Here is a 17815-nt window from a genome sequence, read left to right on the forward strand (position 1 = left end):
AGATTAGTCTATTTTAATAATATGATTAGAGCCTCTAAGATTCCTTCAAGAGCCTACAATATTGAACTTATTCGTAATCTTAGGTGTAGTTAAGGTTGGTCATAAATACACAAAATCACTTTATGTATTATTTAGAGGTGAAGATATATTAATTAAAGGTTTAGACGTCTTAGAAGGCTATACAGAGCCATAGATTATAGAAAGTAGCGTTTTAAAGGGTGGTGGAATATATATTATTACATCCTACCTTATTTTTTTTAATCATGATACTCATTTAAATATATACATCATACTTATTAAGTACAGCCGACATACATGTAAAAACCACATGATGGAATTTATCCATTATGTGGTGGGTATTTGTTTAAGCAATATTTCATCTATTGCATCGTTTATAGTATTACGAGCACTGGCAACAGAAATAGTATTTATTGCGTTCATCTGCGCATCTATCTGTCCATACCCATCAGCTAAACCAGTATTTTTGAATGAATCACTATTAGCTTGAATTTTCATTAGCTTATAATTTAAACTATCTTTAATGGCAATTATATATGTTGATAATTCTGATTTATCATTTGCAGAAATACCTTCAAAAGTTTTAAGCTGACTAACAAGGTCTCTCATTGAATACTCCATATCTGATAATGTGACTGTAATGCCACTACGAAGTTTAGTTTCTTGCAATTTTTTTATAAAATTTACAAAGCCAACAACTTTGTTACGGTTCTCATTTTCAATTATTTTTTCTTCGGTGATTTTGATTTTTTTGGTTACATCTGAAGTGTTTTTATCTGTTTGAAGTGATTTAAATGCAGATAAAGCTTTATCATATTGTTTGTTTTTAAAGAAATCATCAGCAACCGATAAATTATTTTCATATGTTTTATTTTGTATGTAGGATATAGTTATAGGCGTTCCAATGCCTATTATGCATACACATAATATTGCTATTGATATTATTAGTTTCTTTTGTTTAATAGTTTTCTTAGGCTTTTTCCTTTTGAAACCACAGTTAGGACATTGTTTTGTTGTATCCGAAATTTCTTTTTCGCATTCTGGACAGTTGATAAGAGCCATATGTAATTCACCTCACTAATTATTTTATATTTACCAAACATAGTATACCACTTAATTACTACGTTTACATAAATTATAAATAATGAATATTAAATCCATTAGACCAACCTATAGACTCATTGTTAAGTCGTAATATATGATAACAGACTACCTTTATTGGTGGTCTTTTTTATTTTTGCTGATTAACCTATTTTATTACAATGATTAAAGCCTCTAGGACTCTATCTAAGAGCCTAGAATAAAGAATTAATGATAGAGTATAGGTGAAAAGTGGGTATTCATTTAATTTCTAATAAAAAGTAATGGAACTAAAGGTGTTTTAAACCAATGATTTTAAGCTACTTAAAGCCTCGTGATTGTCGACGAAAACGAAATAAATTGTTGATTTTATATGTTCTGTTTGTAATAGTTTATGATGTGATGTAGCCACCTTTATTTACAATTTAAGGGAACAAAATTCGTATAAATAAAGTTATTCTTATACTAAAGATTTAGCAATTAATCACGATAATCAATATGGTAAAACTATTTAAATTAATGCTTGTTATAGGTTAAGGCAACGGTGGATGCACTGCAGACCATGATTTCTTTGGAAATATTATAGAGATAGACGACCCAACATTTAGAAAGGTACATAAGGAGTTTTATCAGTTTTATGGGATGCATGATATTCCCGAATTGGTGAAGTAATAGAATTAGAATTTTTAAAAATGAGGGGGATTTATTAATGAGTGAAGTAAAAGTTGAAAATGAGACAGTTGAAAAGCCAAAAACACATGGTGCAATTATTGGTGATTTAGTAAGTGGAATGGGCAAGGTTACGTTAGTGATAGGAATATCGTTAGGTCTTATCGTAGGTGCTACTTTAACAATACCCGACCCAACTTACTCCTTATTAACATTGCCAAATCCTATGAGATATGTATATGGCTTAACCATAATGGCATCTTCGTTTGTGAGTGGTATTGCGTTCTTGGGTTTGGGAGAAGTTGTTACTTTATTAGAAAAAATTAGACAAAGGGGTTCAGAATAATCTCGGAGACTAGAAATATGTGCAAGGTTAATACACAAATGATGGGTATGAATACTATAGATGAATTGTTCAGCAGTAATTAGAATTAGGGGGGCATTAAAATGGAAAACAATGTAGAAACAAAGGTAGGAAAAAAGGTAGAAAAAAATAAAGCAGTTAAAATTGTAGTTATAATAGTACTTTTAGCCGTTATTATAGGTGGAGGGATTTTTTATCAGAATGCAAAAGCTGAAAAAGCTAAAAAAGCAGAAGCAATTTACAATATAGAGTTACAACAAGTAATGCTTTTGGCTTCAATACAAGGTGCTAAAATTGAAACAGATGCACAAGAAATTGCCAGTGTTTGGCATAGTGCTATTTTTAGCGCACCTGTTACGGTCAATGGGAAACCTGCATATGATTTTGACGATGCGATTCAATATAAGAATGAAGAATTCAAAGCAAATGGAGAAATGGATGCAATTATTGAAGGTAAAGCCGAAATGCAAAAACATATGGATGCATTAGTTAATCCTTCCATAGAAAATAAAGAAGCTTATGAATTAGTTATGAAAATATTTACCACATATAATGAATTTGAGGGTATGGTTGAGTCTCCAAATGGCTCACTAACAGATTACAATCAAAAATATAGCACATTAGATAATAGTTTGGCATCTCAGATTAAAGAGTTTCAAACAAGATATCCAAGTAAATAAAAATCAAAGTTTAGTTTTATTAAGAAAGGTTGATGAATACTTGTGGACGATAAAAAACCTGTTTATGTTGGGTATAATAGATATTATTAGTATCAGTCGTAGATAACTCTAAAGAAATAGAATTATTTGATTCCTTTAAGCTAACTACAAAAGAAGGCAATGGATATGGTGGCATAGGTATAACGTCCACAGTTATAGAGAAACAAATGAAATCACATAATAAATATAAAATAACTATTGTAATATTTATTTAATTATGGTAATGTCTAATTGGAATAATATATAAATAATATGTATAAACTGTGAAGGCCATAATTTGCATCTTAAACAATGGGGTATTAATTAAATTTTAGGGGGACTTATTAATGAGTAAATTAGTTAAATGTAAAGCGTGTGACAAGGAAATAGCGAAGGGTGTAAAGAAATGTCCTAGTTGTGGACATGACCAAAGGAATTTCTTCGGTAAGCATAAGATATTAACAGGACTAGCAGTAATAGTATTATTAGTAGCAATTAGCAATGCAGGAGGAAAAGATACGACAACTACACCAGTAGCAGATAGTAATAGCACTACAACGACTACAACTACTGAACCTGCAACAACTCCAACTGCTGAACCTACAACGACTACAACTACTGAACCTGCAACAACTCCAACTGCTGAACCTATAACGACTACAACTGCTGAACCTGCAACAACCCCAACTGCTTCGTCAGAAGATACTTCTGCTTTAGCAATGGCAGAAACATATGGTACTACCATGAATATGTCTAAAGCAGGAATATACGACCAGTTAACATCTGAAGCAGGAGAGAAATTTTCAGCAGAATCTGCTCAATATGCAGTAGACAATGTAAAGATTGATTATAACGCAAATGCATTAGCATCAGCAGAAACGTATCAAAAAACTATGAATATGTCTCCAAGTGCAATTTATGACCAATTAATATCTTCGGCAGGAGAAAAATTTACACCATCAGAGGCTCAATACGCTAAAGATAACTTAAAATAATTAAACTAAATATTATATGAGACTGCCGTTGAGGTGGTCTTTTTTTGTAATATACATTAACTAAAAAGTATTTTATATATCATATTAATTTCCATGTATTGGTGTCTACAAAAACATATGATTTCACGTACATGAGAAAGACATAGATAAACCTTGATAGACATAGATAAATAGGTTTAATTTATGCTAATAAGTGTCTATGATACTTGAATATGATTTCATAGACGGATATAATATAATCATAAGATAGATGGAAGGATGATTGTAATGATATACGGATATATGAGAATAAGCACACAGAAGGAAAAGCAGACAACAGATAGACAAAGAATAACCTTAGAGCAGTATGCAAGTGAGAATGACTTCAAGTTTGATGATATTAAAGAAGAGAGAATTTCGGGTACAGTAAAAGCACAAAACAGAGAAGTGTTTGGTAACCTAAAGAATGATACATTAAGGAAAGACGATATTCTTGTTATAACTGATTTAGATAGATTAGGTAGAGATGCAGATGATGTTATTTCAGAACTCAAAGACCTTAAAGCCAAAGGAATAAAGGTTGTAAGTTTAGATATACCATATATGAACAATTGGGAAAAGGTTACCGATACAACTACAGATAAGAACAATGACAGTATGTATAGTATGATAATTGATATAGTAATAACATTGAAAGCACATATGGCACAACAAGAGAGAGAAAAAACAGTTAGTAGAATAAATCAAGGGTTAGCATCTGCAAGGGCGAAGGGTAAGACATTAGGCAGACCACAGGCAGAGTTACCAAAGGATTTTATCAAAGAATATAAGAAATTTAAAAATGGCGAATATGGTAAAATATCTGCATTACAATTTGCTAAAATACAAGGTATAGGCAGGTCGACACTATACAAATACATTAATATTTATGAAACACCTGAAGGTAGATAATGCTACCTTCGATTTTTTTTACCCATTATATATCGTTTAAAGAAAGGTAAGTAACCTATCTTGTTTTTAATGGTAGACCCTTTAAATGTTTTGTTTTAAGACTCCACAAGGCACTACAAGCACTGTTATTACTTTAGGAGTGCCATAGCACCTCTTATATTGTGAATAAGATACTTATCCACAGACTCGGGGGTATGTCACAATATTAAATCCTTTTGGTTGTAATGTATACAGCTTAGTAGTTCATCAAAGACAGGCTGACCTAGAATAACTCACTAAAGATTAGTAATGGAAAGCACTCCATCCATTTGTTATATTACTATATGATTTTTATAATATTTGAGGGATGAATTTAGCTATTTTTAATAATTTAGTTCAATGAACTGAACCACTAAAAACCGAAATTTAGAAAATACCCCTCAATTGTAGCTATTGTCACCTTAAAAGCTCCTTAATTACAAATTTGTTTCTTAAACCAAAATGCTTCTCTATTTTTTTATGTCTTCCCCTTTGAAACCATTCCTTTAACTTCATTTACAATTGCGTATCCAAACTGTCTTTTGTCCCTGACATAATAAATTTCCCAATCATATTCAATGAATAACATACATAAATTTACATAAGAGCATAAATAAAGGGGAAGAAAATGACAGAAGACATTAAAAACAAGCAAACAGCTGTTAATGTAAATGAAAAAGCAAACCTAATATGGAGCATTGCAGATATTATAGGACAAGGATTATATAAACCTCACGAATATGGGAAAGTTATACTTCCAATGACTGTAATAAAAAGATTTAATGATACTTTATTGCCATCAAAACAAGCTGTCTTAGATAAATATGAAGAGATTAAGAAATTTGAAGTAAAAGATGGTTTTCTTGAAAGTGCATCAGGTTATTCTTTTTACAATACTAGTCCTTTTACATTTGAAAATTTAATAGCTGATTCAGAACATATTGAAGTTAATTTTAGAACTTTCCTTGCAGGCTTTTCCGAGAATGTACAAGATGTTCTTGAAAATTTTGAATTTGAAAAAGAAATTACAAAGCTTGCAAACAACGGTATGTTATTTCTTATCGTTCAGGAATTCAATAAAAAAAATGCTTATATGGGTGCTGATATTATCTCAAGTACTGATATGGGCTATATATTTGAAGAACTAGTTAGGCAATTTTCAGAGTCTTATAATGAGCAGGCAGGTTCACATTTTACAAGCAGAGATATTATTTACCTTATGACTGATTTACTTATTTCAGAAGAGAAGGATGCCCTTATTGAAGAAGGTGTTGTAAAAACTGTATACGACCAAACTATGGGAACAAGCCAGATGCTTGGTTGTATGGAAGAAAGATTAAAGTTATTAGATGAAGAAGCTGAAATTACAACATTTGGTCAAGAATTAAATCCTGAAACCTTTGCAATTGCAAAGGCAGATATGATTATTAAAGGCGATAGCTCTGGTAATATGAGGCAAGGAAATACCTTATCAGATGATAAGTTTAAAGATTTCACCTTTGATTATTGCATTAGTAATCCCCCATTTGGTATCGATTGGAAGGTTGAAAAAGCATCTGTTGAAGCAGAAGCTAAACTTGGTTATAATGGCAGATTTAGTGTTGGATTACCTAAGATAAGCGATGGACAGCAATTATTTGACCTTAATGGTCTTAAGAAGCTAAAAGATACAGGTAGAATGGCTATTGTTCATAATGGCTCATCTCTATTTAGTGGTGATGCTGGTTCTGGTTCAAGCGAAATCAGAAGATATATTATTGAAAATGACTGGTTAGAAGCAATTATACAACTTAGCAATGATGCTTTTTACAATACTGGTATCACCACATATGTTTGGATTATGTCAAAAAATAAACCAGCTAACAGAGAAGGAAAAGTTCAATTAATTGATGCTTCAAAGATGTATGAAAAACGTAGAAAGGCAATTGGAAATAAGAGAAATGATATTACAGAAGAATGCAGAGATATTATTGTAAAAGCTTATGGAGAATTCCAAAATAAAGTTTATACTCTTCGGGACAAGACCTGTGAATCTAAAATCTTTGACAATGTAGAATTTGGTTTTAATAAAATAGTTATTGATAGTCCAATACTTGATGAAAATGATAAAGTAGTTAAGAATAAAAATAAACCAGTTATAGATACATCGAAGAGAGATACTGAAAATGTGCCAATTACAGAAGACATAGATAGCTATTTCAATAGAGAAGTATTGCCATATAATAAAGATGCTTGGATTGATAAGTCAAAAACAAAAGTTGGCTATGAAATTCCATTTACAAGATACTTTTACAAATACAAAGCACCTGAAAAAGCTGATGATATTGCAGAGAGAATCAGTAAAATTGAAACTAAATTAATGTTTTCCTTAAAGTCATTATTTGGTAAAAATGGTGAAAATAATGAGTAGAGAAATGAAGGATAGCGCGATTAAGTGGATTGGGGAAATCCCTGAAAACTGGGGAGTATCAAAACTTAAAACTATCGGTAATACAAAGTCTGGGTTAGCCAATAAAAAACCAGAAGATTTTGGACATGGTTATCCGTTTATTAGTTATAAAAATGTATATTCCAATATTATAATAAATAAAAACTATCCTGATTTAGTTGAATCTACAGAAATAGATAGAACAAATTTTAATGTTCTTAAGGGTGATACATTTTTTACAGGTTCATCTGAAACAATTAAAGAATTAGGATTTGCTTCTATGTGTTTAGAAGATATTCCAAACGCAACCTATAATGGATTTTGTATTAGATTTAGACCAAATAGTTTTGAAAATTATAATCTAAATTTTATGAAGTATAATTTCAGAAGTGAAGCAACGAGGGGCTATTTAATTCAAAATGATAATTCTATAACAAGAGCAAATCTGAGTCAAAAAGTGTTAAAGATAATGCCTGTAGTTATTCCATCTATAAAAGAACAACAAAAAATTGCAGAATACCTCGATAAAAAAGTAACTTTAATAGATAATATTATCACTAAAACAACTCTTTCTATTAAAGAGTATAAGAAATACAAACAATCAGTTATTACTGAAGCAGTAACAAAAGGATTAAATCCAAAAGCTGAAATGAAAGATAGCGGGATTAAATGGATAGGGGAAATTCCAAAAGAATGGAATATTAAAAGAATTAAACATTGTTGTAAGTTGAAAAATGGTACAACTCCGTCTACGTCACAAATAAAATATTTTAATGGTGATGTTAATTGGTTTACTCCATCAGATTTTAAATCTAGTTTTTTATTAAAACAACCCATAAAAACACTCTCTGAATTAGCAATTACAAATGGTATTATCTCTTTGTATCCTGAAAAATCTATTTTATTAATATGTATTGGGGGTACTGTTGGGAAAATTGGATATATAGATAAAAAAGGTTACAGTAATCAACAGATTACTGCTCTAATACCAAGAGATATTTATTATAAATACCTCTTGTATTATTTGGTTTCCAAAACTGAATATATTAAAGATAATGCACTATATACAACATTGCCTATTATCAATATTTCATATTTAAAGGATATTCCAATTTTAGCTCCTTCAAAAACAGAACAAAAACAAATAGTGGATTACCTTGACCAAAAATGCTCCACAATAGACAACCTTATAACTCAAAAACAACAATTACTTAGAGAACTTGAAGCTTATAAAAAATCACTTATCTATGAATGTGTAACAGGTAAAAGGGAGTTGAGCTAATTTTGGAAGATAAAGAGAAACGCTTTGAAGCAGATATAGAAAACTACCTTCTCACAAAAGGTGGTTACGTAAAAGGTGATATGACTACTTATAATCGAGAAAAGGCTATGGATATATCAAAATTAGTTACTTTTATTAAAGCTACACAGCCAAAGCGATGGGAACGATATGAAAGAATATATAAAGGTGATGCTGAGAATAAACTTTATAAAAGGTTCAATGAAGCAGTAGAAATTCATGGACTTATTTATGTGCTTAGAAATGGCATTAATGACAGAGGCGTTAAAATTAATATTGCTTATTTTAGACCTGAAACATCTCTAAATCCTGAGGTTGTTAAGTTATATGAAGAAAATATCCTTACTTGCACAAGACAGTTTTATTATTCAACTGAAAACAATAATTCTATCGATATGGTTTTATCATTAAACGGTATTCCTCTTGTTGCAATCGAGCTAAAGAATCAAATTACAGGTCAATCCGTTCAAAATGCAAAAACTCAATTTATGTATGATAGAAATCCAAAAGAATTGTGCTTGCAATTTAATAAAAGATTTCTGGTATATTTTGCGACAGATTTATACGAAATAGCAATGACCACTCAATTAAATGGTAAAAATACTTTCTTTTTACCATTTAACCAAGGCTCTAATGGGTCAGGAAATGTTGGAGGAGTAGGTAATCCAGAAAATCCAAAAGGATATGCAACTTCTTACCTTTGGGAGTCTGTTTTAACTAAAGATGTATTTATGGATATTCTGCAAAGATATATTCATTTAAGTGTTGAGGAAACGAAAATAGTAAAAGATGGTAAGGAAGTAAAGAAAGTATCTAAGAAAATTATATTCCCAAGATATCATCAGTTAGATGTAGTTACAAAACTACTTGCAGATGTGAAAATAAATGGTAGTGGCGATAACTACTTAATTCAGCACAGTGCAGGTTCGGGTAAAAGTAATTCAATTGCATGGCTATCCTATGGATTATCAAGTATACACAATAAAGATAATGAAAATATTTTTACGTCAGTTATTGTTGTTACTGATAGAAGAGTTCTTGATAGTCAATTACAAGATACAATCTCAGGATTCGACCATACAAAAGGTATTGTAGAAACAATAGGCGAGGGAAAGACCTCTAAAGACCTAAAAGATGCGATTAATGACGGAAAAAAAATTATTATCACTACGCTTCAAAAATTTCCTGTAATCTACCAAGATATTGATGACAATAAAGGAAGACATTTTGCTATTATTGTAGATGAAGCTCATTCAAGCCAAACTGGGAATAGTGCGAGAAAGTTAAAATCAGCTCTTTCAGATACCCATGAAGCTTTAATAGAATACGCAGTTATCGAGGGTAAAGCCGAATCAGAAGTAATAGATGATGAAGACAAACTTGTAAATGAGCTACTAACACATGGAAAGCATAAGAATCTTTCGTTTTTCGCATTTACTGCGACACCAAAAGAAAAAACATTGGGAATGTTTGGCAAACAATATTCAGATGGTACTTTGCACCCATTTCATATTTATAGCATGAAACAAGCGATTGAAGAAGGCTTTATCCTTGATGTATTAAAAAATTACATGACCTATAAAACTTGTTATAAAATTGCTAAGAATACATCCGACAATCCAGAAGTACCAACTTCTAAAGCAATAAAAACCGTTAGACGTTACGCGTCACTCCATCCACATAATTTACAACAAAAAACGGCTATTATTATTGAACAATTCAGGGATATAACTAGAAATAAAATTGGTGGTCGTGGCAAAGCAATGATAGTAACATCATCAAGGCTTCACGCAGTTCGTTATTACCACGAATTTAAACGATACATTGAGAAAAAAAGCTATACTAATTTAGATATTTTGATTGCTTTTTCAGGTGTAGTGAAAGATGACTCAAATGATTTTACAGAAGAAGCCATGAACAAGCGTAAGGATGGTTCTAAAATTAAAGAAAACCAATTAAAAGCAGATTTTCACACAGATGACTTTAGTATGTTAATCGTAGCTGAAAAATATCAAACAGGATTCGATGAACCTTTACTACATTCAATGTTTATTGATAAGAAACTGAGTGGAGTTAAAGCAGTACAAACTCTTTCGCGATTAAATAGAATCTGTGAAGATAAAAAAGATACATTTATTCTTGATTTTGTTAATACAGCAGAAGAGATTCAAGAAGCATTTAAACCATATTATGAATCAACAATTCTGGAAGAAGAAATTAATGTCAATCTTATTTATGACACGAAAATATTATTAAGACAGTTTAATCTTTATAATGGTGATGATATTGAGAAATTCATAAAAATTTATTATAAAAAGGGAAGTCAAAACAATACAGATTTAGGTAAAATGATAAGCCTTTTAAAGCCAGTCACAAATAGGTATTTGGAGCTTAGCGAAGAAAAAAGATTTGAATTCAAGAAAACTGTTCGCAACTTTAATAAATGGTATTCATACATTATTCAAATTGCAAGAATGTTTGATAAAGACCTGCATAAAGAATATATGTTTACGGCTTATCTTGAAAAATTACTTCCAAGAGCTACCGAAAGGGATATAGATTTAGAAGGTAAATTAAAGCTTGAATTTTACAATTTAATGGAAACTTTCAAAGGAGATATTACACTAAATCCTACAATTGAGGATTCAATATTGGAGAATCCCCCAAAAATAGATGTAGGTGGCAAACCAGAAGATACAGATGTGCTCTTAGAAGAGATTATTAACAAAATCAATGATAGATTTAAAGGTATTTTTAATGAGGGAGATAGAGTTATAGTGGAAACCATTTATAAAAAGTGCGTGAAAGGTAATAAAAAACTTAAACAATACGCTAAAAAGAATGATTCAGAAATATTTGAGCAAAGCATCTTTCCTGAAATCTTTAAAAAGGTTGCACAAGATTGCTATAGTGAGTCCGTGTCATCATTCTCTAAGTTATTCGAGGATAAGGCATTCTACAAATCGGTAATGGAAGAAATTGCTAAAGAAGCATATAAGGATTTGAGGAGTGGGAAAATATCATAAAAATATATCTGGGGGTACAGGAAAGTTAAAGAATGAGGAAGGTTTGAAATAGACCTTCTTTTTTTATGGTGAGTCTTATTTAGCATTAAACAAGGTTTTACAATGCGATTTGTTATTTAGAGATAATTATGGCACTCCTAGATTTAAACATAAAATACTCGGGTCTATATACTGGGGGCGTATCAAACAATTTTTGAACTCTTTGTACTTCTGAATTACCTTATAGTAGTTGAGAAAAGACAGAGCCTTCAAATATCAAAATTAGCAAGAAGGATAAAAAGCAGATTGATTGCTATAACCATAGTATTAAGCCTTGATTATAGGGACATATAAATACACTTATATATGCTTTAGGGATGCTTAGAATGGCTCTTAGGAGGTTCAATATAATAGGATAATCATATAAAATGTCATTATTAAAAAAAGTCTGTATTTTATGTGAAATAAATGAGGTAAAATTATAAGCAAGGAATAGGGTTCCTTTCGTTATTCAAAAATAAAATTGTAGATATATTTTAACTTATTTACAAGTGAGGCAATTAAAGGTAAAATTATGTAGAAACTAGTAAAATATGCTTCAAGGGAAGCATAGAAAAATTGTAACTATATTGCCGAAGAAATTAAAAACGCATTTTAAGATAAAGAAGCAGTTAAGATGTTGAGCATATAGAATTTTAAAAGGATTGAATGATAAGTGTACAAGCTTTTTCTAAATATAAGAATGGATAAATTTGGGGAGGAAGTTTAATGAAAAATATGAGTAAGATGAAAAAAGGAATAATCACAATGGCAGTAGTGGTAATAGTTGCAGTGGTAGGAATAGCAGGAGTTGTTATGAATCCAAATTATAAGTATAGAAAAGTAAATTCATTAGTCGCTGATGGAAAATTTGATGAAGCTGTGGCAGTTTGCGAAAAGTTAATAACTTCTGAAAACAAAGCTGAGGTACAAGCTAAGATAGCCAAGGTGAAAGTTTTAAAAGAATCTACATATTCCTTTAATATTGGAATGACAGAGTTTAATAGCGAAAGTTATAAAGATGCATATTATCAGTTTACTACTGTACCAAAGGAAGATACAAAAAATTATGATAATGCATCAGATAAAATTAAGCAATGTATAGACCTAGAAAACAAACAAGCAATTGCACAAGCTGAATTATCTGTTTCTAAACTAGATTATCAAGGTGCATTGTATGATATTGAGCCAGCTTTAGATATAGACAAAGACAATAAACAATTGCTTGATTTGAAGGGGAAATATATTAAATTAAATGAAGAATCAAAAGCAAAAGCGTCTGAAGAGTTTAAAACGCAGTTATTTAATGAAAATGGTATATTAACACCTAAACAAGAGGAAGCAAAATCAAAGGGTGCAACAGTTGGAATGACAAAACAAGAATGCCTAGATTCAAGTTGGGGAAACCCCGAAGATATAAATAAGACAACTACAGCTAGTGGAGTTAGTGAACAGTGGGTTTATAGTAGTAACCGTTATTTGTATTTTGAAGATGGAATTTTAACAACAATACAAGATTAATAATAGGGTTAGTGAGGTTAAATAATATATGGAATAACTCCAATAATATTAGAAAGTGTAAAAGGCTTTAGAATAGATAATCCTATACTACATTGATAAAAGCAAATAAAATATAAGTTTTATTTTATTTTCATAAGGTAGAGGAAATGGGTATATAATCAGTATATATATTTAGTATGTAGTCGTAGATTAGTGCGAAATAAAATTCGGGAGATTTGAATGTTATGAAAGAAAAAATAAATTTATATGTTGATGATTTACGTGATTGTCCAGAGGGGTTTGTAATAGCAAGAACAGTAGAACAGGCGAAATATTATCTTGAAAATTTTAAAATTGAGATTCTTTCACTTGACCACGACTTAGGGATTGATGAACAAGGAAAACTAATACCTACGGGATACGATTTAGTCAAATATATTTGTGAAAAAGGGTTAAGAGCCGAGCGTATATATTTACATACTGATAATTCTGTAGGTAGAGAAAATATGTATCATACTCTATTGGGTGCGCAAAAAAGGGGTTTTATAGATGATGACATTAAAATTTATTACTATCCAATAACTCAAAACAAATATTCTGGAAAATAAGCAATATTATAAGCTAATAGATGGGAAAACAGCTATAGTAGTAGGTAGTTGATTGAGAATGAACCCATAGATGAGGATATGTAAGGCTTTTATTTTGGGTATGAAGTAATCATAAATTAACTTAGGGATAACATGAAAAATTATCAGTTTTATGCTTAAACTGACGAGAAAATAAATACAGAATGGATATATAAAGGCATTTGGAAGCAAAATTTTTTAATTAGTACAATATATAATGCATAATTACGAGCGTATATCTCAAAAAGAATATAAGAAAGACTAGTTAACTAAAAGAACTAATCGACTTTGATGACAAGTTATTTAGTTGGTTAGTAAATTAATTCTTATTTAAATTGGTGGGGGGATAAAAGTGAAATTACATAAAACTATAGAAATACCAGAGGATAATCCTTTTCAGAATGATAAATTTCACAGAAAAGATTTCATTAATAATTTGATGTCAGTATTAAGTACGTATGATTCAGGTTTAGTTTTATCAATTGATTCATCTTGGGGTACAGGCAAAACAACTTTTGTTAAAATGTGGGAAACTTATCTTAATGATAATGTAGATTTTAAACCAATATACTTTAATGCATGGGAAAATGATGATAGTTTAGACCCTTTAGTACCTTTAATCAGTTTAATGTCAGATGAATTGTCTAATGAAAACGGAATCAAAATTAAGGATAGACAGCTATATAAAATAGGTGCTAAAATAATAAGAAAAGGTATCCCTTATCTTATTAAAATGGCTTCACATGGTATTTTAGAAGTGCCTGAAATTAGCTTAGGTAGTGATACTGAGAAAGAAATAGAAGAGTATACAAGCAAAATAGGGGAAACAATATTTGATGATTATAAGGAAAAAAGCAGTTTAAAAAGACAGTTCAAGAATGCTCTTATAGAATATCAAGAGAGTATAAATAAAAAAGTTGTAATTTTTATTGATGAGTTAGACAGATGCAGACCTTTATATGCAATAGAAACATTGGAAAGAATAAAGCATTTTTTTGATTTGGATAACTTTATTTTTATTTTATCTATGGATAAAACTCAATTGTCACATTCTGTATCTACAATATATGGAAATGGAATGGATAGTATTGGATATTTAAGACGGTTTATAGATTTAGAATTTACACTGCCAGAACCAAATCGGAATGTTTATTTTGATTACCTAATATCACAATATGGTTTGACTTTTATTAATATTGATTATTTTTGGGGAGTATTAAAGGAGATATCTGTAAAATCAAAAATATCATTGAGAGATATAGATAAACTTTTTATTAATCTTAATATTCTGATTCCTACAATAGATATTTTTAATAAAGAGAGTAACTACAAATTTATATGTAAAATGGTAATTAGTAACATTTATGTCTATCTTATAATATTAAAAATAAAAAATCCAAATGATTATCAAAATATAATCGATAAGAAGTATACTGTTAAGGAAATTGAAAGGCTCGGTAAGCTTATAGCTATCGATGATATACAACCTAAATTGCAATCTATTGATAATGGTATTATGCGTAAAGTATTGTCGGAGTCAATTTCAAAATTTTTATTAGTTAATTTGTGGAATTTAGATGATACTGAGTCATATTTTAAAGAAATTAATGAAAATCGTGAAACATATTTGATTGTAATTGGAGATAGTTCTAAAAGTCATGATAGAGTTAACATTGCCGATATGTGGAATCGAGATAACCCTTGTCCTATTATAAAAAATATGATGTTTACTAATAATATGAAAATATAGCGTAAATTGAGAACATCAATGAATGTTACAGAGAAAATCAAAAATGGTATTTCAAAGATTAGAATGGGTGAAGGCTTTAATATTGTTAAATTCTTAAAATAAATATTGATGAAGTGGAGAACAACTATTTTTCAGAAGAATAAGTAAACCAGCCTATATACTCATTGATAGGCTAGAAGAAAGAGATGATATAAAAATTTTATTCTTGTGAAGTATTATTGAGGGGGACAATTAAGATGAATGCAAAGATTCTAGAGGCCATTGCTATAATATTAGTTGAGTATGCACGAAATCATAAAACAATAACGTATATTGATTTAAGTAAGGGGATAAATAATGCGATAAGACCAGTAAAACTAGGCGACCCTCTTGGAGAAATATCTGTAATAGCACATGAACTAGGACTTCCTTTAATATCCGTATTAGTGATTAATTCAACTTCTCGTCTGCCAGGAGATGGTTATTACCCTCTTGCTTCTCAATTACATGGAATAAGTGAAGACCAAGCTATGAACGATTTTGAGAAAGAAATTGATGACTGTAAGCAATGTAAAGATTGGAATAAGCTATTAGAGTATTTTAGTGGCAAATCAGAAAATTCTAAGACAATAGCTGAGATTAGTTCTAAAGTGACAGTCAATGATGATTACGAAGAAATATTACAAGAGGTTGATACTATTGAAAATGAGACTGTAGAACAAAAGAGTATTAGGATAAAGCGAAATCAGAGAATTGTATACGACCTTAAAGAGAAGTATAAAAACAAATGTCAGATTGAAGGGTGTGGTTTTACATTCAAAAAGAAAGATGGTAATTGTTATTCTGAGGCTCATCATTTAGATTACTTATCTAAGGGGGGAAAACAAGTGGCGAACAATATGGTTATATTATGTGCTAATCACCATAGAATGTTTCATTATGCCGATGTAAAAATATCTGATATGATAAAAGGGAGTCGCAAAGTTTATATTAATGGAGAGGGATTTAGTATAAAATATATTTGCTGAATACAAGTTGGAAAGTAATATTATAGGAAACCGAAAGGCAGTGTAGGAGTGGAAGGTGAGATTTTTACGAGGACTCTAGTTGTAAGTATAATATGTCCATATAATGTAAACTAGTAGTCGTATAATTCAGAATATTTTCTTGAACATAAATGTTTTATGTATATATGCATTAGAGCAATGATTTAATTATTTGAGATAATTGAATAACAATTTTTAAAAAGGAGAAGCATTAAATAATGTAGATAAAATTGCAACAGCAGAACACTAACATAAAATATTACATAATTTAAAATTTTTTATCTTTTTATATTATCTCATATATTGAACTTATTTCTATAAATATGATATAATTGCAATATAGTTATGTGTATGGAATAAATTAAATATAAAAGTAAGGAAAGATATCTAAAGCTAGGCATATCAATACTTCACAATATTTATAAATCATTCATGGATTTCATCCATGGTGTTAAGGGTATGGAGTTTAAGAATGTCTACCTGATTAATTGTAATGAAGAGAACATTCCTCATGTAAATAGCATAGATAATAACCTAGAGGAAGAAAGAAGACTATTTTATGTAGGAATTACAAGGGCAATAGATAATGTTTGGTTATGCATTTGTAAAAATGTAAAAGGAAAAGCAAAAGAAACCTCACGGTTTATTAAAGAATGCAATATATTAGGGGCAAGTGATTCGGAGTTACCTTTTAAAGAAGGGGATGGGGTGCTACATAAAAGTTTTGGCAGTGGTAATGTTGTTTCAATTACTAGTAAAGATTTAGAAATTAAATTCGAGGGAGGAGTTGTAAGAAAATTTGATACAGATATTTTGTATAACAACTCTCTGATTTCAAAAAAATAACAGGTATAATAAAAAGGATGTCTTGGTAATACCATATAATGTATATACAGTAATGAGAATAATTCAACAGAAGATACCTTTGAATAAGTCCCTTTTTAATGCAAAAAAATAAAGCAGAAGGCAATATTAGGGAAGCCTCCTGCAACTCAAATTTAAGAAACAGTGTCTTATTACATAATATCATATTATGTAAAAGATGTAAAGGAAATAACTAACAATGTACAAAAAATAAAAAATGCAAAGGCGGGACGTGAAATCCTGATTACCTTTGCATTTTTTAATAATTAATGAATGTTAATAGTATACTACCTTACTTCCACCAAAACATCAATGACAAAAAACAGGATGTAATTGATAATTATGGGAGTAAAACTAAACCCTTTAATAAGGATGTTTTATTATTTTGATGGATGGAAATTGTATGTTTTGGCAGGAGAGATTATCAAGTAGCAGTAGTTGTAATTGTTAAGTGGAACGGATGAAGGGTTGAAGAAAGTTGAGTAATTGTCTTCATAGCATACATA

14 protein-coding genes are annotated in these 17815 nt (G+C 30.0%); 13 read left to right on the forward strand and 1 reads right to left on the reverse strand.

Going from position 1 to position 17815, the window contains the following annotated elements:
* The first annotated feature begins 61 nt into the window (after positions 1 to 61).
* A complete protein-coding gene (locus tag LGK95_RS22315; protein ID WP_264174454.1) occupies positions 62 to 193 on the forward strand; it encodes a hypothetical protein in 132 nt (43 codons plus the stop codon).
* Between the two features lie 152 nt (positions 194 to 345).
* Here LGK95_RS22315 and LGK95_RS02590 read toward each other — a convergent pair whose 3' ends face one another.
* A complete protein-coding gene (locus LGK95_RS02590; protein WP_226121911.1) occupies positions 346 to 1080 on the reverse strand; it encodes a zinc ribbon domain-containing protein in 735 nt (244 codons plus the stop codon).
* 727 nt (positions 1081 to 1807) lie between these two features.
* Here LGK95_RS02590 and LGK95_RS02595 point away from each other — a divergent pair.
* The 12 genes from LGK95_RS02595 (at position 1808) to LGK95_RS02650 (ending at position 17291) form a co-directional block, all read left to right on the forward strand.
* A complete protein-coding gene (locus LGK95_RS02595; RefSeq protein WP_226121913.1) occupies positions 1808 to 2113 on the forward strand; it encodes a hypothetical protein in 306 nt (101 codons plus the stop codon).
* Between the two features lie 101 nt (positions 2114 to 2214).
* The gene (locus tag LGK95_RS02600) at positions 2215 to 2811 is read left to right on the forward strand and encodes a hypothetical protein (protein ID WP_226121915.1); all 597 of its coding nucleotides are present in this window, start codon (positions 2215 to 2217) and stop codon (positions 2809 to 2811) included.
* Between the two features lie 365 nt (positions 2812 to 3176).
* Positions 3177 to 3824: an Ltp family lipoprotein gene (locus LGK95_RS02605; RefSeq protein ID WP_226121917.1), complete on the forward strand. Its 648-nt coding sequence runs from the start codon at positions 3177 to 3179 to the stop codon at positions 3822 to 3824.
* 267 nt (positions 3825 to 4091) lie between these two features.
* Positions 4092 to 4754 carry a recombinase family protein gene (locus tag LGK95_RS02610; protein WP_226121919.1) on the forward strand — a complete coding sequence of 221 codons (663 nt, stop codon included), beginning with the start codon at positions 4092 to 4094 and terminating at the stop codon, positions 4752 to 4754.
* A 646-nt stretch (positions 4755 to 5400) separates the two neighbouring features.
* Positions 5401 to 7182, forward strand: coding sequence for a type I restriction-modification system subunit M (locus LGK95_RS02615; RefSeq protein WP_226121922.1), 1782 nt, complete (start codon positions 5401 to 5403; stop codon positions 7180 to 7182).
* Entirely contained in the window at positions 7175 to 8482 is a 1308-nt protein-coding gene (locus LGK95_RS02620; RefSeq protein WP_226121923.1) for a restriction endonuclease subunit S, read from the forward strand. Before LGK95_RS02615 ends, LGK95_RS02620 begins: the two co-directional genes overlap by 8 nt.
* Positions 8483 to 8484: 2 nt before the next feature.
* The gene (locus LGK95_RS02625) at positions 8485 to 11526 is read left to right on the forward strand and encodes a type I restriction endonuclease subunit R (protein ID WP_226121924.1); all 3042 of its coding nucleotides are present in this window, start codon (positions 8485 to 8487) and stop codon (positions 11524 to 11526) included.
* Between the two features lie 747 nt (positions 11527 to 12273).
* Entirely contained in the window at positions 12274 to 13065 is a 792-nt protein-coding gene (locus LGK95_RS02630) for a hypothetical protein (RefSeq protein ID WP_226121926.1), read from the forward strand.
* Positions 13066 to 13289: 224 nt separating this feature from the next.
* Complete coding sequence (locus tag LGK95_RS02635; RefSeq protein ID WP_226121928.1) at positions 13290 to 13652, forward strand: cyclic-phosphate processing receiver domain-containing protein; 363 nt, start codon at positions 13290 to 13292, stop codon at positions 13650 to 13652.
* A 370-nt stretch (positions 13653 to 14022) separates the two neighbouring features.
* The gene (locus LGK95_RS02640; protein WP_226121930.1) at positions 14023 to 15420 is read left to right on the forward strand and encodes a KAP family P-loop NTPase fold protein; all 1398 of its coding nucleotides are present in this window, start codon (positions 14023 to 14025) and stop codon (positions 15418 to 15420) included.
* Positions 15421 to 15656: 236 nt separating this feature from the next.
* On the forward strand, positions 15657 to 16427 hold the full coding sequence (locus LGK95_RS02645; RefSeq protein ID WP_226121932.1) for an HNH endonuclease: 771 nt from the start codon (positions 15657 to 15659) through the stop codon (positions 16425 to 16427).
* 450 nt (positions 16428 to 16877) lie between these two features.
* The gene (locus tag LGK95_RS02650) at positions 16878 to 17291 is read left to right on the forward strand and encodes a 3'-5' exonuclease (RefSeq protein ID WP_226121934.1); all 414 of its coding nucleotides are present in this window, start codon (positions 16878 to 16880) and stop codon (positions 17289 to 17291) included.
* Positions 17292 to 17815 lie beyond the last annotated feature (524 nt).

Origin of the sequence: Clostridium algoriphilum, from assembly GCF_020443705.1 — a bacterium.
Lineage (GTDB): Bacteria > Bacillota > Clostridia > Clostridiales > Clostridiaceae > Clostridium_AD > Clostridium_AD algoriphilum.